The sequence below is a fragment of the Ruegeria sp. AG1 genome (genome assembly GCF_056541705.1).
This window is the reverse complement of the sequence record NZ_JBQFYU010000003.1, coordinates 115,585-141,373: the sequence shown is the minus strand read 5'-3', so window position 1 is coordinate 141,373 and position 25,789 is coordinate 115,585. Positions and strand designations below refer to the sequence as shown.

Annotated in this window: 24 protein-coding genes; 14 read left to right on the top strand and 10 right to left on the bottom strand. The window is 59.9% G+C overall.

Going from position 1 to position 25,789, the window contains the following annotated elements; all coding sequences use genetic code 11:
• The first annotated feature begins 40 nt into the window (after positions 1 to 40).
• The 3 genes from ACR0B5_RS05325 to ACR0B5_RS05315 are packed head-to-tail and all read left to right on the top strand — an operon-like array spanning position 41 to position 5,165.
• Positions 41 to 1,747, top strand: a complete 1,707-nt coding sequence (locus ACR0B5_RS05325; protein WP_480538942.1) for an ABC transporter transmembrane domain-containing protein — start codon at positions 41 to 43, stop codon at positions 1,745 to 1,747.
• A gap of 5 nt (positions 1,748 to 1,752) precedes the next feature.
• Positions 1,753 to 3,834 carry an ABC transporter transmembrane domain-containing protein gene (locus tag ACR0B5_RS05320; protein WP_480538940.1) on the top strand — a complete coding sequence of 694 codons (2,082 nt, stop codon included), beginning with the start codon at positions 1,753 to 1,755 and terminating at the stop codon, positions 3,832 to 3,834.
• Between the two features lie 2 nt (positions 3,835 to 3,836).
• Positions 3,837 to 5,165, top strand: a complete 1,329-nt coding sequence (locus ACR0B5_RS05315; RefSeq protein WP_480538938.1) for an HlyD family type I secretion periplasmic adaptor subunit — start codon at positions 3,837 to 3,839, stop codon at positions 5,163 to 5,165.
• A 6-nt stretch (positions 5,166 to 5,171) separates the two neighbouring features.
• Here the strand turns inward: ACR0B5_RS05315 and ACR0B5_RS05310 are convergent, their stop codons facing one another.
• The 3 genes from ACR0B5_RS05310 to ACR0B5_RS05300 are packed head-to-tail and all read right to left on the bottom strand — an operon-like array spanning position 5,172 to position 7,221.
• On the bottom strand, positions 5,172 to 5,966 hold the full coding sequence (locus ACR0B5_RS05310) for an iron chelate uptake ABC transporter family permease subunit (protein ID WP_480538936.1): 795 nt from the start codon (positions 5,964 to 5,966) through the stop codon (positions 5,172 to 5,174).
• Positions 5,966 to 6,706 carry a metal ABC transporter ATP-binding protein gene (locus ACR0B5_RS05305; protein WP_170526947.1) on the bottom strand — a complete coding sequence of 247 codons (741 nt, stop codon included), beginning with the start codon at positions 6,704 to 6,706 and terminating at the stop codon, positions 5,966 to 5,968. Before ACR0B5_RS05305 ends, ACR0B5_RS05310 begins: the two co-directional genes overlap by 1 nt.
• Before the next feature lie 2 nt (positions 6,707 to 6,708).
• Entirely contained in the window at positions 6,709 to 7,221 is a 513-nt protein-coding gene (locus ACR0B5_RS05300) for a transcriptional repressor (protein WP_480538934.1), read from the bottom strand.
• A gap of 57 nt (positions 7,222 to 7,278) precedes the next feature.
• Between ACR0B5_RS05300 and ACR0B5_RS05295 the strand changes: the two genes are divergently transcribed.
• Together ACR0B5_RS05295 and ACR0B5_RS05290 are read left to right on the top strand one after the other, a co-directional pair.
• On the top strand, positions 7,279 to 8,451 hold the full coding sequence (locus ACR0B5_RS05295; protein WP_480538932.1) for a zinc ABC transporter substrate-binding protein: 1,173 nt from the start codon (positions 7,279 to 7,281) through the stop codon (positions 8,449 to 8,451).
• A 155-nt stretch (positions 8,452 to 8,606) separates the two neighbouring features.
• Complete coding sequence (locus ACR0B5_RS05290) at positions 8,607 to 10,790, top strand: Tex family protein (RefSeq protein ID WP_480538930.1); 2,184 nt, start codon at positions 8,607 to 8,609, stop codon at positions 10,788 to 10,790.
• A gap of 2 nt (positions 10,791 to 10,792) precedes the next feature.
• Here the strand turns inward: ACR0B5_RS05290 and ACR0B5_RS05285 are convergent, their stop codons facing one another.
• From ACR0B5_RS05285 to ACR0B5_RS05265, 5 genes are read right to left on the bottom strand one after another with little or no spacing between them, the layout of a single operon-like run.
• Positions 10,793 to 11,905, bottom strand: a complete 1,113-nt coding sequence (locus ACR0B5_RS05285; protein ID WP_480538928.1) for an energy transducer TonB — start codon at positions 11,903 to 11,905, stop codon at positions 10,793 to 10,795.
• Entirely contained in the window at positions 11,902 to 12,279 is a 378-nt protein-coding gene (locus tag ACR0B5_RS05280) for an ExbD/TolR family protein (protein WP_480538926.1), read from the bottom strand. The genes ACR0B5_RS05285 and ACR0B5_RS05280 overlap by 4 nt, the downstream gene beginning before the upstream one ends.
• 4 nt (positions 12,280 to 12,283) lie before the next feature.
• Positions 12,284 to 12,610, bottom strand: a complete 327-nt coding sequence (locus tag ACR0B5_RS05275; protein ID WP_425084492.1) for an ExbD/TolR family protein — start codon at positions 12,608 to 12,610, stop codon at positions 12,284 to 12,286.
• Between the two features lie 31 nt (positions 12,611 to 12,641).
• The gene (locus ACR0B5_RS05270; protein WP_480538924.1) at positions 12,642 to 13,307 is read right to left on the bottom strand and encodes a MotA/TolQ/ExbB proton channel family protein; all 666 of its coding nucleotides are present in this window, start codon (positions 13,305 to 13,307) and stop codon (positions 12,642 to 12,644) included.
• Positions 13,304 to 13,738 (bottom strand): hypothetical protein, encoded by a 435-nt coding sequence (locus ACR0B5_RS05265; RefSeq protein WP_170467392.1) that lies wholly within the window; start codon positions 13,736 to 13,738, stop codon positions 13,304 to 13,306. Before ACR0B5_RS05265 ends, ACR0B5_RS05270 begins: the two co-directional genes overlap by 4 nt.
• Before the next feature lie 231 nt (positions 13,739 to 13,969).
• Here ACR0B5_RS05265 and ACR0B5_RS05260 point away from each other — a divergent pair, with 231 nt between their 5' ends.
• From ACR0B5_RS05260 to ACR0B5_RS05220, 9 genes are all read left to right on the top strand, one after another.
• Positions 13,970 to 14,320 carry an MbcA/ParS/Xre antitoxin family protein gene (locus tag ACR0B5_RS05260; protein ID WP_170378480.1) on the top strand — a complete coding sequence of 117 codons (351 nt, stop codon included), beginning with the start codon at positions 13,970 to 13,972 and terminating at the stop codon, positions 14,318 to 14,320.
• A complete protein-coding gene (locus ACR0B5_RS05255; RefSeq protein WP_480538922.1) occupies positions 14,320 to 14,832 on the top strand; it encodes an RES family NAD+ phosphorylase in 513 nt (170 codons plus the stop codon). Before ACR0B5_RS05260 ends, ACR0B5_RS05255 begins: the two co-directional genes overlap by 1 nt.
• A gap of 49 nt (positions 14,833 to 14,881) precedes the next feature.
• Positions 14,882 to 16,435 carry a caspase family protein gene (locus ACR0B5_RS05250; RefSeq protein WP_480538920.1) on the top strand — a complete coding sequence of 518 codons (1,554 nt, stop codon included), beginning with the start codon at positions 14,882 to 14,884 and terminating at the stop codon, positions 16,433 to 16,435.
• Positions 16,405 to 17,106, top strand: a complete 702-nt coding sequence (locus ACR0B5_RS05245) for a hypothetical protein (protein WP_170639735.1) — start codon at positions 16,405 to 16,407, stop codon at positions 17,104 to 17,106. Before ACR0B5_RS05250 ends, ACR0B5_RS05245 begins: the two co-directional genes overlap by 31 nt.
• 11 nt (positions 17,107 to 17,117) lie before the next feature.
• Entirely contained in the window at positions 17,118 to 17,522 is a 405-nt protein-coding gene (locus tag ACR0B5_RS05240; protein ID WP_170675865.1) for a hypothetical protein, read from the top strand.
• Positions 17,523 to 17,743: 221 nt separating this feature from the next.
• Positions 17,744 to 19,840, top strand: coding sequence for a hydantoinase/oxoprolinase family protein (locus ACR0B5_RS05235; RefSeq protein ID WP_480538918.1), 2,097 nt, complete (start codon positions 17,744 to 17,746; stop codon positions 19,838 to 19,840).
• The gene (locus tag ACR0B5_RS05230) at positions 19,837 to 21,477 is read left to right on the top strand and encodes a hydantoinase B/oxoprolinase family protein (protein ID WP_480538916.1); all 1,641 of its coding nucleotides are present in this window, start codon (positions 19,837 to 19,839) and stop codon (positions 21,475 to 21,477) included. Before ACR0B5_RS05235 ends, ACR0B5_RS05230 begins: the two co-directional genes overlap by 4 nt.
• The gene (locus ACR0B5_RS05225; protein ID WP_480538914.1) at positions 21,474 to 22,541 is read left to right on the top strand and encodes a pyridoxal phosphate-dependent aminotransferase; all 1,068 of its coding nucleotides are present in this window, start codon (positions 21,474 to 21,476) and stop codon (positions 22,539 to 22,541) included. The genes ACR0B5_RS05230 and ACR0B5_RS05225 overlap by 4 nt, the downstream gene beginning before the upstream one ends.
• Positions 22,538 to 23,275 carry a maleate cis-trans isomerase family protein gene (locus ACR0B5_RS05220; protein ID WP_480538912.1) on the top strand — a complete coding sequence of 246 codons (738 nt, stop codon included), beginning with the start codon at positions 22,538 to 22,540 and terminating at the stop codon, positions 23,273 to 23,275. The genes ACR0B5_RS05225 and ACR0B5_RS05220 overlap by 4 nt, the downstream gene beginning before the upstream one ends.
• 4 nt (positions 23,276 to 23,279) lie before the next feature.
• Here ACR0B5_RS05220 and ACR0B5_RS05215 read toward each other — a convergent pair whose 3' ends face one another.
• Together ACR0B5_RS05215 and choV are read right to left on the bottom strand one after the other, a co-directional pair.
• The gene (locus ACR0B5_RS05215) at positions 23,280 to 24,635 is read right to left on the bottom strand and encodes an MmgE/PrpD family protein (RefSeq protein WP_480538910.1); all 1,356 of its coding nucleotides are present in this window, start codon (positions 24,633 to 24,635) and stop codon (positions 23,280 to 23,282) included.
• 127 nt (positions 24,636 to 24,762) lie between these two features.
• Complete coding sequence (gene choV / locus ACR0B5_RS05210) at positions 24,763 to 25,788, bottom strand: choline ABC transporter ATP-binding protein (protein WP_480538908.1); 1,026 nt, start codon at positions 25,786 to 25,788, stop codon at positions 24,763 to 24,765.
• Position 25,789: the final 1 nt, after the last annotated feature.

The window sequence follows — 25,789 nt, the reverse complement described above, 5'->3', positions numbered from 1 at the left end:
CGACCCCAGACCTAGGGGGCAAATAAACGGGCGTTAACACATGAAAGCGAACAGGTCGGTCAAGCGCAGCACAAGGCTGCGGATGGGTATTCCGCTTCTGGCGGCGTCGCTTTCCCTGAACATCTTGTCCCTTTTGGCGCCTATCACCATTCTGCTGATCTTCGACCGTATCATCCCCTTTCAATCGACCGAGACGTTGCGCCTCCTGACCTGGGCACTGGTGGTCTGTGTAGGGCTTGAGTTTGCATTGCGTTGGGCGCGTTCTGTTCTGTTGACAACCGGGGCCGAAGAGAGTGCCGTCGCCCGCCAACGCCAATTTCTGGAACAGGTATTGAACGCAAATCCGATCCGCTTCGCTCAGGACACCGCCAGCACCTATTTCGATCGCTACATGGCGATCAGCCAACTGCGAGAACACCAATCAGGTCAGAGCCAGACGCTCGTCATTGATCTGCCATTTACGATCCTGTTCGCCCTCATGATCGGCTTGATCGGAGGGTGGTTGGCTCTGGTCCCGGTTGCCGCGTTCTGTATCGTCTTACTGTTTGCGGGAGTAATGAAACACCTGCAATGGTCCCTGTTTGAGCGTCGAAAGGCTCTGGACTCGCGTCGCTATGCGTTCCTCTCGGTCCTTCTGTCCAACCTGTCCACGGTCAAAGCCAACCGGATGGAGCCTCAGATGGCCCGAAGGTTTGAGTTGTTGGAGGACCAGACCGTAGAGATCAGCCGCAAACTGATCCTGTTTTCGGGTTTTGCGCAGAGTTTTGGCGCTGTTTTCGGGCAGATCATGGTTGCCGCAATGGGCTTACTGGGGGCTTATCTCGTCATTCAGAACATGATCGGAATTGCCGAATTGGCGGCCTGTATGCTTTTGAATGGTCGTATCATTCAGCCTTTGACCAAGATCATCGCGATATGGGTTCAGTCAGAAAGCGTCGCTTTATCCCGGCGGAAATTGCGCGAAATGGACAGTATCTCTCAGCAACAGCCAGGCTGGATCGGGCACAAAAAGCTCAAAGGTGATCTGCGGGTCGAAGGACTATGCCTGTCACACCCGCAAAACAAAGAGGCCGCTAGTCGCCCCGTGTGTTTTCACGTGCCAGCTGGCACTGGAATACTAATAGAAGTGGAAGAAAGCTGGATGGTCGACGCCCTCTTTGCGACCATTCTGGGCAATCAAAAGCCCAACGCTGGCTCTTGCCTGATAGATGAGGTTGCAACAACTGAACGACCCGCCCTTGTTGGTCCGGGCGGGATAGTGGCGCTGGAGCGCGACCCTGCGATCCTTTCAGCAACCTTGCTGGACAATCTGACCGCGTTTGGTGGCGCCGAAAAGGCTGAACATGCCAAACAGATCGCTGCCACGCTTGGTTTGGAGCAGCGTGTTCACCGGCTGCCGGAAGGTTACAATACCCAGCTGGGCAAGGGGTCGAGTTTTGAGAGCGATCCGGTCAACCGACAACTGATCGCGCTGACCCGAGTCCTAGCGTTGCGCCCTCGGATATTACTGATGAATGAACCCTCGTCTGTTCTTGATGCGCCGGAGCGTCAGGCCTTGGCCACCTGTCTGAAAACGCTTTCGCCACGCCCCTCTTTGGTGGTCGCAAGCCCCGACCCTCGGCTGCGGCAGCTGACAGATCAATCCACCCAGCTGGTCAATCCCAAGACCTCCGATCTGCTTCAATGGCAAGTGGACGCCCATCGGGACACTGGTGAAACGTGCCGCATTAAGAGAGGTGCCGCGTGACCACTATGACGATTGAAAAAACCACTCAGCTTTTCCAGTCGCTCCTGCAGGCGAGTGGTTGGAAACATGACCGAGAAAGCCTGATCGAAGCGTTTCCACACTTTTCCCAACGCTTGCAACCGACGGACATTGCACAAACCCTGGACAATCTCGGAATACCTTTCGCGCAGGTCAGGTGCCGGATGCACGAGATCGCGGCCTCGGACTGCCCGGCCTTGGTGCTTCCCGATCATGGGTCGGCCTTCCTTGCGCGCGGCAGCAAAGGCAGGCATGTGCTGGTTGACGACGCAAAGGCGGAAAATCCACGATTTCAAAAGCTTCCCCGCCACAGGTGCACCCTGTTTCGGATCGACCGTTTTGCCTTTGACCACAAGGCGAAAGCGCAGATCACCGTATCACAGGCCTTTCGCGACCTCCGCCCGATCCTGCCGGGTCTTTTGTTTGTCTCCATGCTCAGCAACATCCTGGGCCTTTTCGCCCCGCTGCTCATCATGGCCGTATACGACCGGATCATCCCCTCGGGATCGGTTGATATGCTTCTGTCACTGGCCGTTGGGGTCGCCGTCATCGCGGCAACAGACATGGGTTTTCGCCACATGCGCACGCGTGCGCTGACATATATTGGCTGGCGCGGCGAACAAAAGCTGATGACAGCCTTGTTCCGAAAACTGATGTCCCTGCCGTTAGGCCAAATGCAAAGCTCGGACGTGAACCAGCACCTGTCCCGGTTCCGCCAGTTCGAGGCGCTACGAGAGATGTTTACAGGTCAGATGATCACCACGCTTCTGGACCTGCCTTTTGCCTTACTCTTCCTCGTCGTTCTGCTCTATCTTGCGCCTGGCGTGGGGCTTTGGACGCTTGGGCTGGCAGTGGCTTTGGCCATTTTGGGATTGATCACGACCCCACGCCAGAAACAACTCGACAAGAAAGCCGCACAAGACGCGGCGCTCAGCCAATTGGCAGTACAAGACGCGATCATCCATCAAAGCGCCTTCGCAAGCCTCGGCATGCAAACACGCTGGCTCCAGCGTTGCATACCCTTTATCGAAACGAGTGAGGAAAGCACAAAGCGTACTCGGCAATTCCAAGCACTTGCGCAGTCGTTGGGGCAAACGCTGGCGGCCTTGGCCACAACCGGGGCAATTATTCTATGCGCACATGCTGCCATGACCGGAGCGCTCAGCTTTGGTGCTCTGATCGCCTCAATTGCGTTGGTGTCAAAGATCTTTGGACCACTTCAGGCGCTGTATTCTGGATTTCCGCAGCTTGTGTCTTTCCAAGCCAGCCGCGAGCAGGCCGACCGGGTGCTGTCCCTGCCACAAGAGATGGAGCTTGGCCTAGGCTGGTCCCACCAAAAAGCACTGAACGGGTCCATCTCGTTTTCCTCGGTAACACATCGCCCGGATCCACTTCGCCCTCCGATCCTGTCGCAAGTCAGCCTGGCATTTAATCCGGGCGAAGTCGTAGTCCTTCTCAGCAGCGACACCGCCGCGCGAACGGCTGTTCTGGATCTGATCGATGGTCTGGCATCCCCGATTGGGGGGACTATCGAACATGATGGGATCGACATCCGCCAGATCGCGCGGGACGAGCTGCGCAAATCGGTCACCTACGCGACTTACGAAAGATCACTGTTTTATGGCACAGTTGCTCAGAATTTCCAGATGGCCGCGCCGTCCCTTTCCGACATGGAAATTCAAGCCTCGCTAGATCGGATGGGCTTACGACAAGGGCACAGCATTCTGCCAGACGGTGTGCGGACGCGTCTTTCCGACGAAGCCCTTTCACAAATGCCAGATGAGATTTTGAAATCTCTTACCCTTGCACGCAGCATGGCGCGACCAGCCTCGGTCTACCTGTTCTCGGAACCGACAAACGGATTGAACGACACCCGCCGGCAGGCGTTCAAAACCTGGGTCAAGGATAAGGCCGGGGGCCACACTGTAATCATCGCGACCGCAGATCGTTCGTTTCTTAACATTGCCGATCGCTTCATCTATCTCAACGCGGGCCAGGTTGCTGTGAACGATACCGGAGAAGTCGGGCGCAAGAAGATGTTGGCCGCCCTGAAAACGCTTGGAGCTTGACGATGGTTTTCCGAACACAGTCCGCAAACCGAGAAGGACCTCTGGACCGCAACGCTCGGCAAAATCGCGCCCGCGCGCCTCGGTTCGCAGCGTTTCTCGCGCTTGCTATCACCGGTTTTCTTGCCAGTCTGATCGTTTTGTCGTGGCGGACCGAGGTCCCACAGATCACACGCGCGCCGGGCACCATCGTCCCTATGGGCCACTATGTTCAGATCGAAACCATGGAAGGCGGGATTGTCCGGTCAGTCCATGTTCTGGACGGTCAAACTGTTGAAATTGGCGATGTTCTAGTCGAGTTGCACCACCCAGAACTGACACAAGAGATGGAGGTCTTGGCCGCGCAAGCCTCCTCAGTCACGCGGGATTTAGGAAACGCACGAGCCGTGCTTGCCATGCTTGAAGGCGATACGCCGCACAGGTCCACCCAGATACAAACGCTGAGAAATGCAGGTCTGACGACGGCTGCTGCCCGTATTGAGTTATTTCTCGAAAGCCAGAAGGTTCAGCGCGTTTCGATTGAGCAGCAAACCAAGACATTGCAAATTCTTGAAGACGCCGCAGAGTTCGCGCGCCAAAGGGTCACAAAGAAAGAGCAGGTTCTGGATCGCTACGCGAAGCTGCAGACACAGGGACTGAAATCTCTCAGTGATTTTCTGGAAGAAGAAGACGAAGTCGACGCCATGCGCGCCGCTGCCGAGGACGCCCGTGTCCGCGCCGCCGAGGCACGAAACACTTTGACCCTTGCAAAGGCGGCCGTCGCAGAAGAGGCGCTGACGCTGAGAGAGGACGTGCTTACCCGCATAAACGCGCTGGAACACGAACATCACCAGTTGCAGACCTCGCAGAAACTCGTAGAGGCCAGACTCGCCGACCTGCGCCTGATCGCTCCGGTGCGTGGCGTGATCCAGTCGGTGGCCTCACCCAATCCCGGTGAGGTGATTGCCCCCGGCGAAACGCTCTTTGAACTGCTTCCGACCCGGCAGAACCTCATGGTCGAGGCCCGCATTCCCAATTCCGAGGTGGGGCACGTGGCCCCGGAACACCCGGTGGCGATCAGCGTCGATACGTTCGATGCCCGCCGCTTTGGTAAGGTCGAGGCACGGTTGCAGTCGGTGCATCCCCTGCCCATGACCGACGAACAAACTGGCGAGACCTATTTCCGGGCCTCCTTCGTTCTGGCGGACTCAACTATCGGCAACGGCGCGTTCAACCGTCCGCTGCAGGCGGGTATGACCGTTGTGGCCGAGATGACAACGGGTGAGCAGACACTTCTCAGCTATCTGTTGAAACCGGTCCAACTGACTTTGGAGCGGGCCTTCAATGAAAGGTAGGGCGTTCTATCGCTTGTGACCTTTCCATCCCATCAGGCTGAAACAGGCAAACAGGATTGCAGCGACGCACACAATTGACGGCCCTGCAGGTGTGTCGAACACGTAAGCAGCTCGCAAACCGGCTACGGCGGAAACCGCTCCGATGGCGGCTGCGATTAAGGCCATGGATTCGGGCGATCGGGCGAAGCTACGCGCAGCAGCGGCAGGAATGATCAGCAAAGCTGCGATCAGAAGAACGCCCACGACCTTGATTGCCACCGCAACGGTTACCGCCAGAGACAAGGTCAGGATCAATTGCTCGCGCTTTGGATCATAGCCGCTGGCATAGGCCAGCTCTTCGTTCAGGGTCGCGGTCAATAGCTGCGACCAACGCCAGCCGATCAGGGCAACAACCAGTGCCGCCCCGCCCCAAATCACAGCAAGATCCGTGCGCGAAACCGCCAGAATATCGCCGAAAAGATAGGCCATCAGGTCAATGCGGACGCCTGAAAGAAACGACACTGCGACGAGGCCAAAAGCCAGCGCAGAATGGGCGAGAACGCCCAAAAGCGTGTCCATCGCGTATCCTCGACCAGAAAGTAAGGTAACCGTCAACGCCATCAGCAGAGCTACGGCCAATGCGCCCGCGAAGATAGACATCTGGAAGGTTAGTGACAGCGCAACGCCCAGAATGGCCGCATGCGCGGTCGCGTCGCCAAAATATGCCATTCGGCGCCAGACCACGAAACATCCAAGCGGAGCCGCCGCAAAAGCCACACCAATCCCGGCAAGTGTCGCGCGGGTCATAAAATCATCCAGCATTATTCTGCAGCGTCCTGAGAGCTATGATCGTGGTCGTGATGATGATCGTGGTCATGTCGGTACAGCGCCAGCGCTCCTCCGGTCCCTGTCCCAAACAAGGCGCGATATTCAGGGGCTGAGGCCACAACAGCGGGCGAGCCTTCGCAGCAGACATGACCGTTTAGGCAGATCACCCTGTCCGAGGCACTCATGACCACATGCAACTCGTGGCTAATCATCAAAATGGCGCAGCCGGTCTCGCGGCGCACGGTTTCAATCTGCCGGTAAAAGGCCGCTGAACCGGGTTGATCCAAACCCTGCGTCGCTTCGTCCAGCAAAAGGATATCCGGGTGGTTGATCAAGGCACGCGCCAGCAACACGCGCTGAAACTGCCCGCCGGACAATTGTGTCATCTGCTGCTTCAACAGATCGGGAACGCCTGCTTCCTCAAGCGCCTCGGCGCAGCGGGCGCGGCTGACGTGATTGGTCAGGCGCATGAAGCGCTCGACTGAAATGGGCAGCGTCGGATCGATATGCAGCTTCTGCGGCACGTATCCGATCCGCAGGCCCTGTTTGCGTGTAATGCGACCCTTTGCAGGTTTGATGGCCCCGATAATTGCACGCAACAAACTGGTTTTGCCGGACCCGTTTGGCCCGACAATTGTCACGATCTCACCGGGTTCGATGATCATATGGACATGGCGCAACACGGTATTGGCCCCGTAGCTCACGCTCAGGTCTTCAACGGTGACAAGGGACATTGCTAGGCCTTTTCGGTGCAGTCAGAGCAGAGACCTTCGGCTTCTACTACAGTACGTTCGATTTCAAAACCCACGGCGCGGGCGACATCGCCAAGGGCCCCGCTATCAACGGCCGAGGAAGCTTCGGCCACCGCGTCGCAACCGCGGCAAATCATGAACACAGGTGAATGCGTTGCTCCCGGATGGGCGCAGGCCACAAAAGCATTCAAGCGTTCGATCTTGTGGACAAACCCGTTCTCTACCAGAAAATCCAAGGCGCGATAGGCCACGGGCGGCTGCGAGCCAAACCCCTCGTCCCGAAGGCGATCAAGGATGGCATAGGCGCCTAGTGCCCTGTGTTCCTGCAACAGCATTTCCAGCACCTTGTGGCGCACAGGCGTCAGGCGCAGCCCCTCGGCGCTGCATTTAGCCTCGGCCATGGCAAGGCCGGTTTCCACGCAGGACACGTGGTCATGATCATGGAACCCCACCGGCGCAGCTTCGCTGGTCGAGTTCTGTTGCCTCTGACTTGTCATGTTATCTTATATCATATATGCCGCGATTAAATGTTATAAAATCACACAGAGGGTCCAATGTCCAGAAACCTCCTTTCCATTTCGATCACCGCTACATTGCTGGGCGGCACCGCCATGGCCGACGTCCCGAATGTAGCCGTTGACATTGCCCCGGTGCATTCGCTTGTGGCCCGCGTGATGGACGGCGTGGGCGAACCCAGCCTGATCGTTCAGCCGGGTGCCTCACCCCATGAATACAATCTGCGCCCGTCCGAGGCGGCAGCTCTGCAAGAGGCGGATCTGGTCTTCTGGATCGGCGAAGATCTGACACCGTGGATGGAAAACGCCGTGGAAACGCTCGCTGGCGGCGCGGCTGTAACAACGCTGCTGGAGGCGGACGGAACCACTCTGCTGGACTTCCGCGAGGACGCGCTGTTCGAAGCGCATGATCACGGCGATGACGAGGATCATGAAGATCACGGTCATGAAGATCATGGCGATGATCACAAAGACGAACATGCGCATGATGATCATGACGATCACAAAGATGAACACGCGCATGACGATCACGACGACCACAAAGACGAACACGCCCATGATGATCACGACGATCACAAAGATGAACATGGTCACGATGATCACGACCATGACAAGGAAGATGAACACGCGCATGACGACCATGGCCATGAAGAGCACGCAGACCATGATGATCATGACGACCACGAAGGTCACGCGCATGGCGAACACGATCCGCATGCCTGGTTGTCGCCTGCAAACGCCGGAACATGGCTGAACGTGATTGCCGCTCAACTCTCGGCTGCTGACCCGGAAAACGCTGGTAAGTACTTTGAAAACGCAGCCGCCGCGCGCGCTGAGATGGAGGCGCTGTCAGCCGAGATCGCAGAAACGCTGTCTCCGGTTAAAGGTGGTAGCTTCATCGTGTTCCACGACGCCTATCAGTATTTTGAAAATGACTTCGACTTCCCGGCATCCGGTGCAATCTCGATCAGCGATGCGTCCGATCCTAGCCCTGCGCGCATTGCGGAGATTCAGGGTCGCATCAAAGAAGAAGGGATTGATTGCGTTCTGTCCGAACCGCAGTTCAACCCCGGCCTGATCGCAACCGTGATGGAAGGGTCCGAGGCCAATACCGGCGTGATCGACCCTCTTGGAGCCGAACTTGAGCCCGGCGCGGCGCTCTATCCCCAACTTCTGCGCAACATGGCGAACACATTGGCTGAGTGCCTCTAAGGCACGCCAACGCCCGGCCGGATCAGTGGCCGGGCATCGCTCGCAGGCAAAGGGGCAGACCGTTTCAGGAAATCTTGCCCCAATGCGCTGACCCTCTTCCCCTCTGCCAAAACGCTGTCTAAGAAGTCCTTCCGACCCAGTATCAGGAGGCCCCCTTGAACCGTATCGCCCGCACTATCGCCACCGAAATCAACGCGCGCGCGGATCAGGTCTCGGCCGCCGTTCGGTTGCTGGACGAAGGCGCGACCGTGCCCTTTGTCGCCCGCTATCGCAAAGAGGCGACAGGCGGGCTGGACGATACGCAGCTTCGAACCCTCTCGGACCGGTTGACTTATCTGCGAGAGCTGGAGGCTCGGCGGCAGACAATCCTGACGTCGATCAAGGATCAGGGCAAATTGTCGGACGATCTGGCAAAATCCATCGCCGGGGCCGAGACCAAGGCACAGCTGGAAGATATCTACCTGCCCTACAAACCCAAGCGACGCACCAAGGCGATGATCGCCCGCGAAAACGGGCTGGAACCCTTGGCTGACGCTATTCTGGCCGACCGCAATGCCGACCCCGAGGCCCTTGCTCAGGGTTATCTGTCCGAGTCTGTCGAATCGACCAAGGACGCACTGAACGGCGCCCGTGACATCGTGACCGAGCGGCTGACGGAAAACGCCCTTCTGCTGGGAGAGCTGCGCAATTTCATGCAGCGAGAGGCGCTTTTGTCGTCAAAACTCGTTGAGGGCAAAGAAAAGGAAGGCGCGAAGTTCAGCGACTATTTTGACCATGCTGAGCTTTGGGCGACTGCCCCCTCACACCGTGCGCTGGCCATGTTGCGGGCCTCGAAAGAGGGGATCGTCACGCTGGATATCGCCCCTGAACCCGAGGCCGGTTCTGCGCGAGCCGAAGCGATTGTTGCCTCGCATCTGCAGACCCGTGGCGATGGTCCCGGAGACAAATGGCTACGCAAGGTTGCGGGCTGGACCTGGCGGGTCAAGCTGTCCCTGTCGATGATGGTCGAACTGATGGCCGACCTGCGCGGTCGGGCGCAGGATGAAGCGATTCAGGTGTTTTCGCGGAACCTTAAGGATGTTCTGTTTGCAGCCCCAGCGGGCGCACGTCCCACGCTGGGGCTGGATCCGGGCATTCGAACCGGCGTCAAGGCCGCCGTGGTGGATGCAACCGGCAAGGTTGTAGCAACGGATACGCTCTATCCGTTTCAACCAAAAAACGATCTGCGCGGGGCGCAGGCGGCGATCCTCAACCTGATCTCGGCCCATCAAATCGAGCTGATCGCCATCGGCAACGGCACTGCCAGCCGTGAAACCGAACGAATGGTCGCCGACACGCTCAGTCTGCTGCCCAAATCGGTCAAAGCCCCCACCAAAACCGTCGTTTCCGAGGCCGGGGCCTCGGTCTATTCCGCGTCGGAACTGGCCGCGAGAGAGTTCCCGGATCTGGACGTATCCCTGCGCGGCGCGGTCTCGATCGCGCGCCGTTTGCAAGACCCGTTGGCCGAGCTGGTGAAGATCGAACCGAAATCCATCGGCGTCGGGCAATACCAGCACGACGTCGACCAGCATCGCCTGTCCCAGTCGCTGGCCTCCGTCATCGAGGATGTGGTAAACGCGGTCGGCGTCGACCTGAACACCGCCTCGGCCCCGCTGCTGTCGCATGTGTCGGGCCTTGGCCCCGGTTTGGCCGAGGCCATCGTGCAGCACCGCGATCACAACGGCGCGTTTCAGTCCCGCAAGGATTTGCTGAAGGTCGACCGCCTCGGGCCGCGCGCCTTTGAGCAATGCGCCGGATTTCTGCGCATCCGGGAAGGAGAGGAGCCGCTGGATGCCTCATCAGTTCACCCCGAAGCCTATGACGTCGCCCGCCGTGTTGTGGCGGCCTGCGGTCGGGACATCCGGCAGATCATGGGACATGACGGAGCGCTAAAGGGCTTACGGGCTGAACAATTCGCCAATGAAACCTTCGGCCTGCCCACCGTGCGCGATATCTTTGCCGAGCTTGAAAAACCGGGTCGTGATCCGCGCCCCAGCTTCGTCACCGCCTCGTTCCGGGACGGCATCGAAGAGATCACCGACCTCAAACCCGGCATGCTGCTAGAGGGGACTGTGACCAATGTGGCCGCCTTCGGGGCCTTCGTGGATATCGGCGTTCATCAGGACGGGCTGGTCCATGTCAGCCAATTGGCAGATCGGTTCGTCAAGGACCCGCATGAGGTGGTGAAAACCGGCCAGGTCGTGAAGGTACGCGTTGTCGAGGTTGACGTCCCCCGCAAACGGATTGGCCTGACCATGCGCAAGGATGGCGGGGCGCAGCAACAGCGCGGACCGCGCTAGGCTCAGCCGTTCTGGTAGTAGAAAGACAGTTTGCGGCTGACCCCACCGGGCGGAGGCGGGAACGGTGCAGCTCCCCTGACCTGCTCCTTCGCGGCCCGATCCACCTGGTCCGAGCCCGAACTGGTGATGACCTCGACCCAGGCCAATGAGCCATCCGGATCGATCTGAAAGAACACCTGCGCATAGCCGCGAACCGGCGCGTAGACCTGAGGCGCGCGGTTCAGATGAACCAGAACTTGTCCGGCATAGTTGGTCGTGGTGGAATTGCCCGGCCCTCGCCCGCCGGACTGGTTGCCCCGGTCATTGCGGGTGAACGCGTCAATCCCTTCGCGCTGATAGGCCGCCAGTGGGGATTCAATGGTTTGTTCGGGGAATTTCAGGTTGTCGAAATTGCGCGTACCGGGCAGCGCAGGTTGAACCTCGTCCGAGGGCGTCCGATTGGGCAAGCGCGGTCGAAGCGAAGTTGCCACCGCCTGTTCGGTTCCTTCGCTGTCTTCCACGGGTTCGGCTTCCTCTGGCACAGGCTCTACCGCGATTTCCGGCTCAACAGCCTCTTGTTCCAGCGGCACAGGCGCGACCTCGACGGGCGGCAAGGCGGCCAGTTGCTCAGCCTCCGGCGTTTCGACCGGCTCGACCGGCTCTGCGGCACTGGCTTGCGGTATTTCGACGACATCAGATGGCTCGGCCAGAGGCGTTGTGTCGACCTCATCACTTGCTGCCGTTTGCGTCTCCGACTGGTCAACGGATTCGGTTACCTCAGGCTCTGGCACCTCGGCCTGACCGCCATTGGAGGGGCCGGTATCGGGCGCGAAGGTCTGCTCTTGCGGATCGGGCGAAGCAACCAGAGCTTCGCTTGTCGGAATCTCCGCTTCTTCAGGCTCGGGCGAGGTTTCGACCGGAGGTTCGGGCACCTCCGCTTCTTCTGGCTCGATCGGCTCGGGTAACTGCTCAGCCAGATCTTCAAAGGCCGTTCCGAGAGTCACCGCATCTTCCTCATCGCCTACAACGCTTGGCGAATGGGTCAAGCTAGCTGTGGTCATGCTCAGCCCCAGAACGTGCAGCAGCAGCGAAACAAGAACGGCCACGGCGGCGATGATGGCCGAGGTTCGGATCATTCGATCGCCTGCTGGGTGACCAGAAAGACCGATTTCGCCCCTGCACGCCGCAACGCGCCCGTCACCTCGATCAGACGCGGGCCTGAGGCCGCGCGGTCCGGCACGATGCGGACTTCTTCGCCCTCATGATCCGCCATGTAGGTTTCGGCGTCCGTAGCCTGTCCGCGAAAGCTGAGCGATCCGTCTGCATGCAGGACCAGCGCATCCGGCGGCTCACGCCCCTTCAACTCTGCGGTGTCGACCAGCTCAAGATCGGGATCCAAAGGAGGGGCCACGGTGCCAGCGATCAGGAAGAAGACCAGCATCAGGAACACCACATTGATCAGCGGGATCGTGGAGTCGCGTCTGCGGCGTTGCGGTGTCTGGCGGATCATCGGCCTACTCCAACACCGTTACGGTCAACCCGTCCCGGCCTCGCAGAGGGACCAATACATCGACAAGACGTTGCGCCGAGGTATCGGCGTCGAGGCTGATCAGAACCTGCCCGGTTTCAACTTGCGTCAGCAGATCATCCAACGTGATCGAGGCCCCGTTCAGAACCAACCGATCCGGACCAAGCTGCAGGAACACTCTGTCCGCCGGTGCCGTGCCCGCGCCGCTACCAGCCTCGGCTTGAGTCAACTCGATCTCAGCAAATCGCGAGAATGTGGATGAAAGCATGAAAAACAGCAGCAACAGAAAGATGACGTCGATCAACGGCGTCATCGACAAGGGGCGTCTGACAAAGGGCGCCGTGTTACGCATGTTCAGGGGTGGCGCGCGGGGTCTGTGCCCCGGCCGTTGCCTGCAGCGCGTGACCGGGCACCAGAATGGTCCGCAGCGCTTTGTCCGCAAACACCCGCTCACGCGAAGTGCGGCTTTCCAACCAAGACAGAACCATCGAGGTTGGCATCGCCACCGCCAGACCCACAGCTGTTGTCACAAGGGCCACCCAGATCCCACCGGCCAACAGCGATGGGTCCACCGAGGAACCGGCGGTTTGCAGGCTCTGGAACGCGTTGATCATGCCAAGCACCGTTCCAAACAATCCAAGCAGCGGGGCAAGCTGCGCCACCGTATCTAACAGACGGAAGCCACGCTCCAACCCGGCAAGGGCAAGACCGGCCTCGGCATCGAGACGGTCATCCACGCCGGGGACGTCGACCCCATCCATCGCAGCACCGACGATCGGCGCCAGATAGCTGCTGCTGTCGTTCAATCGCGTGCGCGCCGCAGCGCGGTCTCCTGCATCCCAGGCAGCCAGAGCCTCGGACAGGACCTTGTGGCGACCAACACCACAAGCCGCGAACTGCCACAGTTTATACAGCGTGACCGAAAGCGTCAGAACCGACATCACGATCAAGATACCAACAACCGGCCCGCCAAGCGCCAGAATTTCACGCAAAGTGCCCAAGAAGTTCATCCCAAAAGCTCCACTTTGACCCGGCTGCTGAGGCTGAGCGTATCGCGACAGATAGTGCTATCCGCACCGTCGACCACGCAGGTGTTTGCACCGTTGATCAAGGCGCGGCCCACTTGCGCACAATCCCTTCCCGGCAAATCAAACTGCCGCACGCGCGGGCGATCCGCCGGAAGATCTCGGAAATCGAACAGGGACAGGCTGACAACGCCGCCTTCGGTGTCGAAGATCACGGTCTCGAACACGGCTTTGTCGATTGAGACCCCGGTTCCGTTCTGCACCAAAAACGTCAGACGGCAGGCATTGCCCACATTCTGCGCTGTGTTCAACTCGACGGACAGCGCCTCAGACGGTGCGCTTTCTGATTGCGCCCAACTGACGGCTGGCAACACGGCCGCGAACAATGCCGCAAAAGCGGTGCGATGAAACGACATGGATGGGCTCCTGCTGTTTTCTTGCCATTTGAGACCTCATACCCGAGGCTGCGAACAGGTAAAAGGGCCGCTCAGCCTGTCGTCAATCAACGGGTGGTCCCAAGTTGGTGAGGATCATGTCGTCTGCCAAGGGGTTTGGTGAGGCTTGAGAGGCAGTGACACGGCATACATCCTTGAAAATCAGCAATAATGACGCTATATACTGTCAAAGTAACAGGATTGGAGGGTGGTATGCAGATTGCTCAATTCGCCGAAGGCGGGCTGTTTGAGCCTCGGAAAATCGCGGCGGCTCTGCGTACATCCGCCGAAGAGGTCGCCTTGACAGTGGGGTTGGGCAAGGATGCCCTGCAACGCCGCACGCGCATTCAATCCGACAAGACCCAACGCCGCCTGCGCGAACTGGTCGAAGTTCTCAACAAGGTGCAACCGCGCTTTGGCTCGGATCTGATCGCCTATGCCTGGTATCGCTCGGAACCTTTGCCCGGCTTTGACGGGCGCACCGCGATGCAGCTGGTGCAGGAGGGCAAGGCGCAGCAGGTGTTGGAGTACATTGATGCCGTCGATGCCGGTGTCTATGCCTGATGCCGCTTGAAGAATGCCGGTATCGCGGGCCGCTATTTCGCGCATTGAACCCGGTCTACGCGCGCGAGCCCCTCTCGGGTCGCGGGGCTGAGAAGTATGGCGGTCGGTTCAACATGAAGGGAACACCAGCACTCTATACGGCGCTGGACCCGGCCACGGCCCTGCGTGAGGCCAATCAGGTCGGGGATTTGCAGCCGACGATACTGGTGTCTTACCACGCTGATTTAGGCCCGATCTTCGACACCCGAGACGAGGCCGCCTTGGCCCAATACGGAATGACCGCGCCCGCACTGGCCGATCCCGGTTGGCGGTCAGCCATGCTGGATCGTCGCGCTGTCCCGACGCAAGATTTGGCTTCGCAATTGATCAAGGACGGTTTTCTCGGTTTGCTGGTGCGCAGCTTCGCGCCGGGGACGACACCGGCGAACCTCAACCTCGTCCTCTGGCGGTGGAGCGGGCCGGATATGTGGCTGACCGTTGTGGACGACGAGGATCGACTGGGCAGGCTATAGAGTTCCAATCTGCCTGTGCAGTCGAAAATCCATGCGCTAAGGTGACGGTATGACTCGGGTCCGATTTTTGCTGGTTTGCATAGTGTCCTGTCTGGTTCTGGCGACAGGCTCGGCCCGGGCTGCGGATCGTGTGGCCTTGCTGATCGGCAATTCCGACTACCGCGCCCCGGATATGGCACTGCGCAATCCGGTCAACGATGTTGAGGCCCTGGGCGCAGCGCTGCGCGAGCTTGGCTTTGCCGTAACCGAGGCCACCGATCAGAACGCAGCTTCGATGGATCGTGCTGTACACGCCTTTGGGCAGGCGGCGCAGGGCGCTGAAATGGCTGTCTTCTTCTATGCCGGCCACGGGGTTCAAATCGGCGGTCAGAACCACCTGATCGGCACCGAATTCTCGGGCAGTGACCTGGACGCCCTCAGCCGAAGTTCGATCACCATCGACCGCGTGCGCGATGTGCTTGCCAAGGCGGGGCCGGATGTGGGCATCCTGCTGCTCGACGCTTGTCGCAATAACCCGTTCTCGGACAAAGGGATCGTCGAACAGGGTCTGGTACGCATCCGGGGCGGTGCAGGTTTACTGATCGCCTATGCCACTGACCCCGGCAACGTGGCGTATGATGGGCTGGGCGACAACAGTGTCTTCACCTCGAGCCTGCTGGATCATATTGCAACGCCAGATCTGGATGTGCGGCTGATGCTGGGTCGGGTGCGTCAGCAAGTGGTTCTGGACACTGAAGGCCGCCAGATCCCATGGGTAGAAGAATCCGTTCTAGATGAGCATAGTTTCGCGCCGGGTTTGCCCTCGGCCAGCCCCTCTGACGCTTTTGAGGCCGATATGGCCCATTGGCGGAGCATTTCGGCAAGCAGCGATCAAGCCGACTTCAAGGACTATCTGCAGACCTATCCCGATGGCCTGTTCGCCGCTTTCGCGCGTGACCGGATTGAGCTGCTGAGGAACACCGCAACCGCCCCAGCCGCGCCGATCAGTGCAACGCTGGCTGCTGCGGAACCCGATAAGCTGGCCGCGGCCCTTTCCACCCTTGGGCTGATGCCAGATGGGCCAAGCCGGAACCTGGAACCGGCCCTCGATCAGTATCGCCGTCGCTTGCCGCTGCAGGAAACCGCAACGCCAGAGCGTCTGTTTGAAGACGCCGCCGAAGTCTCGGTCTTTCTGGCCGCCACGACATTGCAGAGCCTGCGCACCGATATTGTTGCACTGCGCAGTGTCGAACGCACTCTGGCCGTTGCTGAAAATGCCTTGGGTCAGATCGAAGAGATCGCCCGCTCGGACCCTGCCGCGCTGCCAGTACTGCAACAGGCCCGCAATGATATCTACGACATCTATCGCTCACGCGGTGTCATTCTAAGGCGGCTGGATCAAAGCCGCAGTTATTACGATGAACTTTTGACCCGCGCCGTGGTGTTTTTTCCATCCGAGCCAGGCGCAGATTTCTTTGATGCTTCGGCAACTTCGCGTAACCTCGGGCAAGCCCACGCGCGCCTGAGCGAGGATGCCGCATTGTTTTTGCGCCATGTGGCGCAGGCTGAAGATAGTAAAAAAGGGAGTTATCAATGGCTGGCAGATCTAATTCCACCCGGCTGATCGCCGCCGTGTTAGGGGCATCGTTGGCCCTGTCCGCTTGCGGTGGCGGCAGCGAGCCGGAAACGCTGAGATCCGTAGGCGCTGGGTCAAGCCAGGCCGAGGCCGATCTGGCAAAACAAGCGGCAGCCCTGCAAAAGACGATCCTGCAAGGGGCGATTGCTGGTGGTGTAGCGGGGGGCGCGATCGGCTTTGGGCTGGGCGGTTCTGACGACGTAGGCACAGGCGTCGCCCTCGGACTGGGTGCTGGCGCTCTGGCAGGCACCTATGTGGCCTATGTGCAGCGCAGCTATGCCGGGCGCGAAAGACGGCTGCGTCAGATCAAATCTGATCTGGACCGGAATGCTGCCGAAATGCAGACCACGCTGAACGTGATGAACGAAGTTCTGGTGGCTCAAAAGGCTGAGTTGGACGCACTGAACGCCCGCGCCGCAGCGGGAACGGTGGATCAGGCCGAGTTGCAACGAGAGCTGACCGAGGCCAATGGCAATCTGAAACAGATGGAACTGGCCATTGACGGGGCAACCAAACGGCAGGCGGAATTTGCTGAGGCGCGAAGCCTGACGATCAAGCGCCGCCAAACCACCTCGCCCATTGACGGTGATCTGCAGGCTCTGTCCAACCAGATTTCGCAGATGCGCGGGATCGCCAGCGATTTGGCGTCGTCGCTGTGACAGGGCAGAACATGATCACACGCATTGCTCTGCCTTGCTTTCTTTTGGCCGCCTGCCAAACCACGACAGACCCGGCGGACGGAGGGTTCTTCGCCGGAGTATCCGGCATTGCGACCGGGGCCTATGATGACCGGATCGAGGCCGCCGAGGGCGATGTGGCGACAGCTCAGGCCCGCAACGACGCATTGGCCGCGCAGATCCGATCCTCTGAGACTGAACTGGCGCAGCTAAAATTGAAAATCCTGCAACAGCGCGATGCAATTGGCGGCGGAGACCCCGCCACAGCCGCCAGAATCGACAGGGTGCTGAACGCAAAGCCCCAAGGCACCACTGCCGAGGCGCAATTGCAGGCCCTACAGCGCAGTATTTCCGAGGCCCGCGCGCTAAGTGCGGATTTGGCGCGGCTGTCGGGATAAGCCCTGCAGCGAAGTTCAGGTTTTTACGTCGTTGGAATGCCGCGATGTCGCAAATGCGCTAGCAGTGACGTAAAAACCGCCCGACAATTCCTCATGACTTGTCAGTGCATCCCAACTCGTATGGATCGCCGGGCCACCGGCTGCAACTTGGTGGCACCGCGTCGGTAGCAGGCCGAACGGGCGCCATGCCCAAACTGTTACAGACGACAACGGACCCCTCCATGACAACTGCTCTGCGCCTCGCCATAGATATTGGCGGCACGTTTACCGATACTGTCCTTGTTTCAGGCAATGAGACGATATTGGCCTCGACCAAAACCCTGACCACGCACCAAAATCCGGCCAAAGGCGCGATGGAAGGGGCGCTGCGCGTCATGGAAAGCGCGGGACGGTCACTGGCCGAAGTGACCGGCTTCATCCACGGCACCACACTGGCCACCAACGCTCTGATCGAGCGGCGCGGGGCCACTATAGCAACCGTCGCGACCCAAGGGTTCCGGGACATCCTCGAAATCGCCTACGAACGGCGCTATGCGCAATACGATATCAATCTGGAAAAGCCCGACCTACTTGTCCCGCGTGAACGCTCTCTGACCGTTCGCGAGCGAATGTCAGCGACCGGTGAGGTTCTGATCGAACTGGAAGAAGACGCTATTGACGCGCTTCTGGCTGAAATCGACGCCAGCGGGGCGGATGCGGTTGCGATCTGCCTCATGCATTCCTACGCGAACCCCACGCATGAACGTCGGTTGCGCGATGCTCTTACCGAACGACGCCCCGATCTGACCGTGTCGATCTCATCCGATGTCAGCCCCGAGGCGCGCGAGTTTGACCGGCTCTGCACAACGGTTGCCAACGCTTATATCCAACCCCTGATGGAGACATATCTGACCCGCTTCGTCGAAAAATTCGAAGCCGAAGGGGTCACCTGCCCGATCCTGATGATGACCGCAGGTGGAGGCATGTGCACCGTCCAGACGGCCATGCGTTTCCCGATCCGGCTGGTCGAAAGTGGCCCTGCCGGAGGGGCTATTCTAGCCGCGCGTATCGCTGCTCGGGCCGGGTTGGATCAGGTTTTGTCGTTTGACATGGGTGGCACGACCGCCAAGCTCTGCCTCATCGACCATGCCCGACCCCAAACCTCGCGCCAGTTCGAGATCGCGCGGGCCGCGCGCTTCATCAAAGGCTCTGGTATGCCGGTACGTATCCCCGTGATCGAGATGATCGAAATCGGCGCCGGCGGAGGTTCCATCGCCGGGGTGGACCGGCTGGGCCGTCTGACGGTGGGGCCAAAATCGGCAGGCTCGGAGCCCGGCCCGGTGGCTTTTGGGCGCGGCGGAACCGAGCCGACTGTGACCGACAGTGACATCACTCTGGGCTACATCGTGCCCGACACATTTGCCGAAGGGTTCATCAAGATTGACCCTGAGGCGTCAAACGGCGCGTTGCAAAGCGTAATCGGCACGGCGCTTGAAACCGACGCGACAGGGGCCGCTGACGGGGTTAGTCGCATCGTGGATGAAAGCATGGCGAGCGCTGGGCGGATGCATGCGGTGGAATCGGGCAAAGACCTCGGACCACGCGCCATGATCGCTTTTGGCGGCAACGGCCCGCTTCATGCCAGTCGCGTGGCCCGATCTGCGGGCGTTAACCGCATCGTGGTGCCTCCAAATCCCGGTGTTGGCTCAGCCGTAGGCTTTCTGTTCGCGCCCGTGTCGTTTGAGATCGTGCGCTCGTACTATTCTCTACTGGGTAAATTGGATTTCACGGCGATCAACGGCCTTTTTGACGATATGATCGCCGAGGCCAGCGCCGTTGTTACCCAAGGTGCCGGAGATGCACCGACCGAAATCCGACGCTCAGCCTTCATGCGCTACAGTGGTCAGGGGCATGAGATTGAGATTTCGCTGCCCGACCGCACACTTACCCCCGAAGACCTCGCCCCGCTGACCGAAGCGTTTGAAACCGAGTACCGCAAGCAATTCTCGCGCCCCGTTCCGGGCATGCAGATCGAGATACTGAACTGGGCCGTGCAAGTCGCGACTCCGGACGCTGTCGTTCCCGAACTGCTTGCCAGCCCGGCGGTGACCACGATGACGCCTTCAGAAACCCGACCCATCATTTGTGACGTAGACGGGCAGAGGAAACAGGCTGGTTTTGTGGCTCGCGCCAATCTCAACCCCGGCGACCGCGTCTGCGGCCCTGCGCTGATCCATGAACCACAGACGACGACACTCGTCTCAGCCGATTTCTCGGCCCATGTGGACGCCATCGGAAACCTCGTCCTGATCCGCGACCAAAAAGGAGGCACGCAATGACCCCCGCCCGACTACAAGTGATGTGGAACCGGCTGCTGGCTGTTGTCGAAGAACAGGGCCAAACCCTGATCCGCGCAGCTTTCAGCCCGATTGTACGCGAATGCGGCGACATTTCTGCCGGGATTTTCGACGTGAACGGCCGGATGCTGGCACAAGCCGTTACTGGCACGCCGGGCCATATCAACACTATGGCCGAAGCCGTTCAGCACTTGCGCACCGCCTTCCCGGTTCAGACGATGAAACCTGGCGACATCTATATGACGAACGATCCCTGGCTCGCCTCGGGTCACTTGAACGACTTCCTTTTGATGATGCCCGCGTTCAAGGATGGCAAGGTCGTCGGCTTCACTTCCTGCACCTCGCATCTGGTTGACCTGGGTGGGCTGGGCATGGGGCCCGAAGGGTCGGACATATACGACGAGGGCCTGCTGATACCGCCCTGCAAACTGGTCGAGGAAGGCACGCCGAACGCCCTGCTGCTGGACATCATCCGCGCCAATAGCCGTGAACCCGTGGCCAATGAGGGCGACATCTACGCCCTGATCGCCTGCTGCGAGGCGGGGGTGAACCGGCTGGTGTCGATGATGGAGGAATTCGGCATCGACGATCTGGACGCACTGGGGGCCTACATCATCGACACCTCGCGCCGGGGCACTCTGGCCGCCATCGCCGAGGTGCCTGCTGGCGTCTATAAGAACGTCCTGAAGATGGATGGCTATGAGAATGAACTGGAACTGCACGCCACCCTGACCGTCAGCGCCGATGGGATGCATGTGGATTTCACCGGCACATCCGGATGCTCGCGCAAGGGCATCAACGTGCCCCTGAACTATGCCACCGCCTATACCGTTTTTGCCCTGCGCTGCATTGTCGGGTCGGACATTCCCAACAATGCAGGATCACTGGAGCCGTTCACCGTCGATGGTCCCAAGGGCTGCATCCTGAATGCGCAGCGGCCGGCGCCAGTGGCGATGCGGCACACCTTGGGTCAGGTGACCCCTGATTTGGTTCTGGGCTGCCTGCATCAAGCCCTGCCTGATCAGGTCCCGGCCGAGGGCGCATCCTGCATGTTCGACCTGCCCATGCGCCACGCTCCTGAGGTGGCCCGTGACGGAGGACGCGAATTCGCGGTTGAGCCCGTGCATAACGGCGGCACGGGCGCGCGGCCTCATGCGGACGGGTTGTCGGCAACGGCCTACCCTTCGGGCGTGTTCGGCAGCCAGGTGGAGATCACCGAAAGCGTCGCCCCCGTCACGATCTGGCGGCGCGAGTTGCGGCCCGACTCGGGCGGGGCGGGCAAGTACCGCGGCGGGTTGGGGCAACGGATCGAGATGACCTCGGCCAACGGCGCGCCCTTCATCGTCTTCCTCTCGGTCGAGCGTCTGAAATTCCCTGCGCTTGGACGGATGGGCGGTCAACCCGGAGCACCCGGGCGTATTCGGTTCCGCGACAGCGACACTGACATCCCCGGAAAGGGCGAGCTGCGGGTTGAAGACGGCGATTACCTTATCTTTGAAACCCCCGGAGGAGGAGGCTTCGGCGATCCGACAGACAGGCACCCAGAGGCGCTGGCACTGGATCTCAAGCGCGGTCTGCTCAGCGCCGAAGGAGCCAAAGCATACGGAGATGGCTCATGATCCGGCCCGTCCCTCATGTTGGCGCCATGGCCGCCTATGCGCTAGCCGATCTTGGCGGTCCTCAAACGATTTCACTGGCCCAGAACGAAAGCGCTTTTCCCGCCAGCCCTGCCGCCATTGCCGCCGGACAGGCCGCGATGGCCGACATGTCACTCTATCCTGATCCGGAATGGCCGGACCTCCGCGCAACGATAGCCGAAGTGCATGGGCTGGACCCGAGCAACATCCTTTGCGGCGCGGGATCGATGGAGCTGATCGGTTGCCTGATCCGCGCCTATGCCGGGCAAGGGGACCGCGTGCTGGGTACAGACTACGGCTACGCCTTTGTCGCCTCGGCGACTGCGCAGGTGCAGGCGGACTATGTCAAGGCGCGTGAGGTCGACTTGACTGTTTCGGTGGATGACATTCTGAGCGCAGTCACTCCAGAAACCCGCATCGTCTTCCTCTGCAATCCGGGCAACCCGACCGGAACGGTCATCCCGAACGCTGAGATCGTGCGCCTGCGGACCAACCTTCCTAAGAACGTTCTGCTGGTCGTCGATCAAGCCTACGCCGAGTTCTCGGATGCCGAACAGAATCCGGCAGAGATATTCGCTATGGTTCAGCGCGGCGATACGGTCACAACCCGGACCTTTTCCAAAGCCTATGGGCTGGCAGGCGCTCGGGTCGGCTGGGCCTATGCTCCGCCCGAGATTGGAGCAGAACTGCGCAAGCTTTTGAACCCAAACAATGTCTCGATCCCCTCGCAGACAGCCGCCGCTGCGGCGATGCGAGATCAGGCGCATATGCGAAAGGTTGTGGCAAAAACTGCCGAAATCCGTGATGCGTTCATCGAAGATTGTCGTGCTATGGGGTTGACCGTCCCGCAAAGCCAAACAAATTTCGCCTTGCTGCGCTTTGCGTCAGTCGACCAAGCGCAGCGGGTCGATGCTGCCTTGCGCGCCGAGAACCTCTTGATGCGCGGGGTGGGTGGCTATGGCCTTGGCGATTGCTTGCGCGCCACGATTTGCGCACAGGGCGTCATGAAACGCGCCCGCGACGTGTTGGAAGGAATGCTGTCATGACCGAGACCCGAACTGCAGCCAAGATCGGCGTTCTGGTGCCTTTCACCAACACAAATCTGGAGCCGGATCTGGCGTTGATGCGCCCGCCCAACACCACACTGCATTTCCAGCGCATGGGCGGGTATGACGTGGACGAAATCCCCGGCTCAGATCAGATGGCCGGTTTGGGCGCGTCGGATATCAGCCATGATTTGCGGATGATCTCCGGCGTGCGGCCCGACATCGTTCTTTACGGCTGCACCTCGGCCACGCTGACCCACGGCCCATCTTTCGACGCCGAGTTGGTCGAACAGATCAAATCCGGTGCCAATGCCAAATCAGTCACAGCGGCCAGTGCTCTGATCGCAGGCATTCAGGCGTTGGGAGCGCGCAAAGTCGGCTTTTCGTCGCCCTATCTGGGCGAGATCAATACGCAGGCCATCGCGTTCATGGCCCAAAATGGGGTCGAAACGGTCAAATGCGCCGATGTGGGCCGGGAACTGGGCAACTACGGTCAGGGAGAATTGACCCCGGACGAAGTCTTCGACCTCGCCTGCCAGGCCGACGACCCGCAGGCCGAGGCGATCGTATTAAGTTGCACCGATATGCGGTCCGTTGAGGCCATCGAGCGGGTTGAAGCCGCGCTGGGCAAACCCGTTATCACATCCAATCAGGCGATGATGTTCTGCTTGCTGCGCGAGCTCGGGCTACCACAGCATAAGGGGCTCCCGGGGCGATTGTTCAACTGTATTTGAGGGACTAGGAACCGGGTGGAGCGTCATAAATCAACGCGCCAAGATCCGAGAAAGTCGATACCGGATCTCTCAGCCCCAGAACGGCGTCGCGTATGGCTGAGGCTCTTTTCTCGCCAAGCGAGGGTGTTGCAAACTCCATATATTTCGCGACCACTTCGGCCTGATCCATAGGAGCCTCGGGGCCGCCGCGCGCGTGGACGTCGCCCGTCTCCAGCACCCGCCCGTCGTGCAAGCGGATCGTGACATCAGCGATGCGGCACTCGGGGAACCGAGCCGAATGGCGCGCGTCTTCGGCAACGGAAATACGTTCCAACAAAGAGGCCACCAAAGGATCAGACAGACCCGCGCCCGAGATATGCTCGACCCCGATCCGCCCATAGGCCATCATCACCGCCACCGCGAATGGCAGCGAATACTGCGCCTTTGAGGTGTCGTTGGGCATGCCCTGAAACAAGCAGGCGCTCTCGCGGAAGGTATTGACCTGCACCGAGGCGATGTCTTCATGGCTCAGATCATGTTCACGCATGAGCTGCCGGACAGCGTCGATCGCGGCGTGCGCCCAACGGCAGATCGGGTAGGGTTTCACATATTGATGCTGCATCTGCCAGAACTGGCCAAGGTCCTGCCAGTGGCTCGAGACCTTTTCGGCTTCAATTGTGATTGCGGGCGCGCCGGTAAAGCCTTTCTCGGCCAAAACGGCCGAAGACACACCGACCAAAGCCCCCCAACCCGAGCCATCATGCAACATTGTGGGGTTCGCGATCTCGCGCATCATCTGGCTGCGGGGGCCGTGATATTCGGCAATGCCCATGGCCTGCCGCAAATGATCCGCACTCAACCTACGCATTCGAGCCGCAACGGCGACGACGCCCAAGGCGTTCCATGCCCCCGATGTGTGATAGTCACTGACCGTTTTATGCAGAGAAATCCCGGCGCGCCCGGCGACCTCATATCCGATGGTGACAGCGGTCAGAGCTTCGGGGCCCGAGAAATCCGGAACCGTATCAGCCAGCGCGCAAAGCGCCGGCACGACCACTACACCGATATGCCCTTTGGTCGGGTTGTAACCGTCATGCCCGTCCAGATTGTCAGTCTGCGTCGCAGCGGCATAGGCAGACCCGGCAGCACTGACCCGGCGGCCATCAAACAACATCCGCGCGCTGAGCGCCGGATCACCTGCCCCATAGAGCGCAAAAGCGGTTTCTCGGGCGATTGACCCCGCCGCCATAGGACCCGATGCAATCGTAATGCCCAACGTGTCGAGTAGCATCAACGCGGCGGCGTTGAGCGTCGCATCGGGGATATCCTCGGGTGTTAGACCTAGGGTGAAATCGGCAACTCTCTGGAAGGTATCTGTCACGGCCTGCTCCTAACTCAACACCTCTCGAGGCAGGTTAGGAGGTTTCGAATGGGATGGCACGAAAACAATTGAGAGCGAACGGTCCGGCGTACTAGTACCGGACCGCCCCATGTTTAAGGTCCGAAGGTTACTGCCCCATCGGATCAACCAGCTTGTTCAACACACGGTCTTTTGTGACCTGACCGATGATCGCCCCGTTCTCGATTACGCCAACCGGTGCGTTGTTCTGGTCGAAGCCCTGAATGACGTCGCGAATATCCGTATCCGCATCAATCGAGCGGTCCGGTGTGCCGGTTGCAGGCTCCATCACGTCCCGCGCGCGCAAAACGCCCAGTGGGTTCATATGCGCGACAAAGTCGGCCACGTACTCGTCCTCGGGTTTCGAGTAGATCTCGGACGGGGTGCCGCATTGCACGATGCGACCGCCCTCCATGATGGCGATGCGATTGCCGATCTTGAAGGCCTCATCCAGGTCATGGGACACGAAGATGATCGTGCGTTTCAGCTTTTCCTGCAGGCGCAGCAGTTCATCCTGCAGCTTGGTCCGGATCAGCGGATCGAGGGCCGAGAACGGCTCATCCATCAGCAGGATCGGTGCTTGAGTGGAAAAGGCGCGGGCCAGCCCGACGCGTTGTTGCATACCGCCCGACAGCTCTCCGACCTTGCGATCCGCCCAATCGGAGAGACCGACCAGAGCAAGTTGCTCATCGGTGCGCTGCAGCCTCTCAGTGCGGGACATGCCCGACAGCTCCAGCCCTAGCCAGACGTTTTCACGAACCGTGCGCCACGGCAGCAGTCCGAATTGCTGGAACACCATCGCAATATGGTTCTGCCGCATCCGGCGCAGGGTACGGGCGTCAGCGTTGGTGACATCCACCATCTCAGACCCGTCCGAGACCCGAACCGCGCCGCGGATCACCGGGTTCAACCCGTTCACCGCCCGCAGCAACGTGGATTTGCCCGAACCGGACAGCCCCATCAGCACCAGCGTTTCGCCCTCATGCACGGTGAGCGAGCAATTGTGGACTCCCAGCACCTGACCGCAGGCTTCTTTCACCGTTGCGCGGTCTTTGCCTTCGTCCATGAAGGGCAACGCGCTTTTGGGGTCGGTGCCGAACGCGATTGAAACATTGTCAAATTCAACTGCGGTCATG

Excerpts from the sequence above, each read along its gene's own strand:
- ACR0B5_RS05325 (WP_480538942.1), top strand. The coding sequence starts at position 41 with ATGAAAGCGAACAGGTCGGTCAAGCGCAGCACAAGGCTGCGGATGGGT.
- ACR0B5_RS05320 (WP_480538940.1), top strand. The coding sequence starts at position 1,753 with ATGACGATTGAAAAAACCACTCAGCTTTTCCAGTCGCTCCTGCAGGCG.
- ACR0B5_RS05315 (WP_480538938.1), top strand. The coding sequence starts at position 3,837 with ATGGTTTTCCGAACACAGTCCGCAAACCGAGAAGGACCTCTGGACCGC.
- ACR0B5_RS05310 (WP_480538936.1), bottom strand. The coding sequence starts at position 5,966 with ATGCTGGATGATTTTATGACCCGCGCGACACTTGCCGGGATTGGTGTG.
- ACR0B5_RS05305 (WP_170526947.1), bottom strand. The coding sequence starts at position 6,706 with ATGTCCCTTGTCACCGTTGAAGACCTGAGCGTGAGCTACGGGGCCAAT.
- ACR0B5_RS05300 (WP_480538934.1), bottom strand. The coding sequence starts at position 7,221 with ATGACAAGTCAGAGGCAACAGAACTCGACCAGCGAAGCTGCGCCGGTG.
- ACR0B5_RS05295 (WP_480538932.1), top strand. The coding sequence starts at position 7,279 with ATGTCCAGAAACCTCCTTTCCATTTCGATCACCGCTACATTGCTGGGC.
- ACR0B5_RS05285 (WP_480538928.1), bottom strand. The coding sequence starts at position 11,905 with ATGATCCGAACCTCGGCCATCATCGCCGCCGTGGCCGTTCTTGTTTCG.
- ACR0B5_RS05280 (WP_480538926.1), bottom strand. The coding sequence starts at position 12,279 with ATGATCCGCCAGACACCGCAACGCCGCAGACGCGACTCCACGATCCCG.
- ACR0B5_RS05275 (WP_425084492.1), bottom strand. The coding sequence starts at position 12,610 with ATGACGCCGTTGATCGACGTCATCTTTCTGTTGCTGCTGTTTTTCATG.
- ACR0B5_RS05270 (WP_480538924.1), bottom strand. The coding sequence starts at position 13,307 with ATGAACTTCTTGGGCACTTTGCGTGAAATTCTGGCGCTTGGCGGGCCG.
- ACR0B5_RS05265 (WP_170467392.1), bottom strand. The coding sequence starts at position 13,738 with ATGTCGTTTCATCGCACCGCTTTTGCGGCATTGTTCGCGGCCGTGTTG.
- ACR0B5_RS05260 (WP_170378480.1), top strand. The coding sequence starts at position 13,970 with ATGCAGATTGCTCAATTCGCCGAAGGCGGGCTGTTTGAGCCTCGGAAA.
- ACR0B5_RS05255 (WP_480538922.1), top strand. The coding sequence starts at position 14,320 with ATGCCGCTTGAAGAATGCCGGTATCGCGGGCCGCTATTTCGCGCATTG.
- ACR0B5_RS05250 (WP_480538920.1), top strand. The coding sequence starts at position 14,882 with ATGACTCGGGTCCGATTTTTGCTGGTTTGCATAGTGTCCTGTCTGGTT.
- ACR0B5_RS05245 (WP_170639735.1), top strand. The coding sequence starts at position 16,405 with ATGGCTGGCAGATCTAATTCCACCCGGCTGATCGCCGCCGTGTTAGGG.
- ACR0B5_RS05240 (WP_170675865.1), top strand. The coding sequence starts at position 17,118 with ATGATCACACGCATTGCTCTGCCTTGCTTTCTTTTGGCCGCCTGCCAA.
- ACR0B5_RS05235 (WP_480538918.1), top strand. The coding sequence starts at position 17,744 with ATGACAACTGCTCTGCGCCTCGCCATAGATATTGGCGGCACGTTTACC.
- ACR0B5_RS05230 (WP_480538916.1), top strand. The coding sequence starts at position 19,837 with ATGACCCCCGCCCGACTACAAGTGATGTGGAACCGGCTGCTGGCTGTT.
- ACR0B5_RS05225 (WP_480538914.1), top strand. The coding sequence starts at position 21,474 with ATGATCCGGCCCGTCCCTCATGTTGGCGCCATGGCCGCCTATGCGCTA.
- ACR0B5_RS05220 (WP_480538912.1), top strand. The coding sequence starts at position 22,538 with ATGACCGAGACCCGAACTGCAGCCAAGATCGGCGTTCTGGTGCCTTTC.
- choV (WP_480538908.1), bottom strand. The coding sequence starts at position 25,788 with ATGACCGCAGTTGAATTTGACAATGTTTCAATCGCGTTCGGCACCGAC.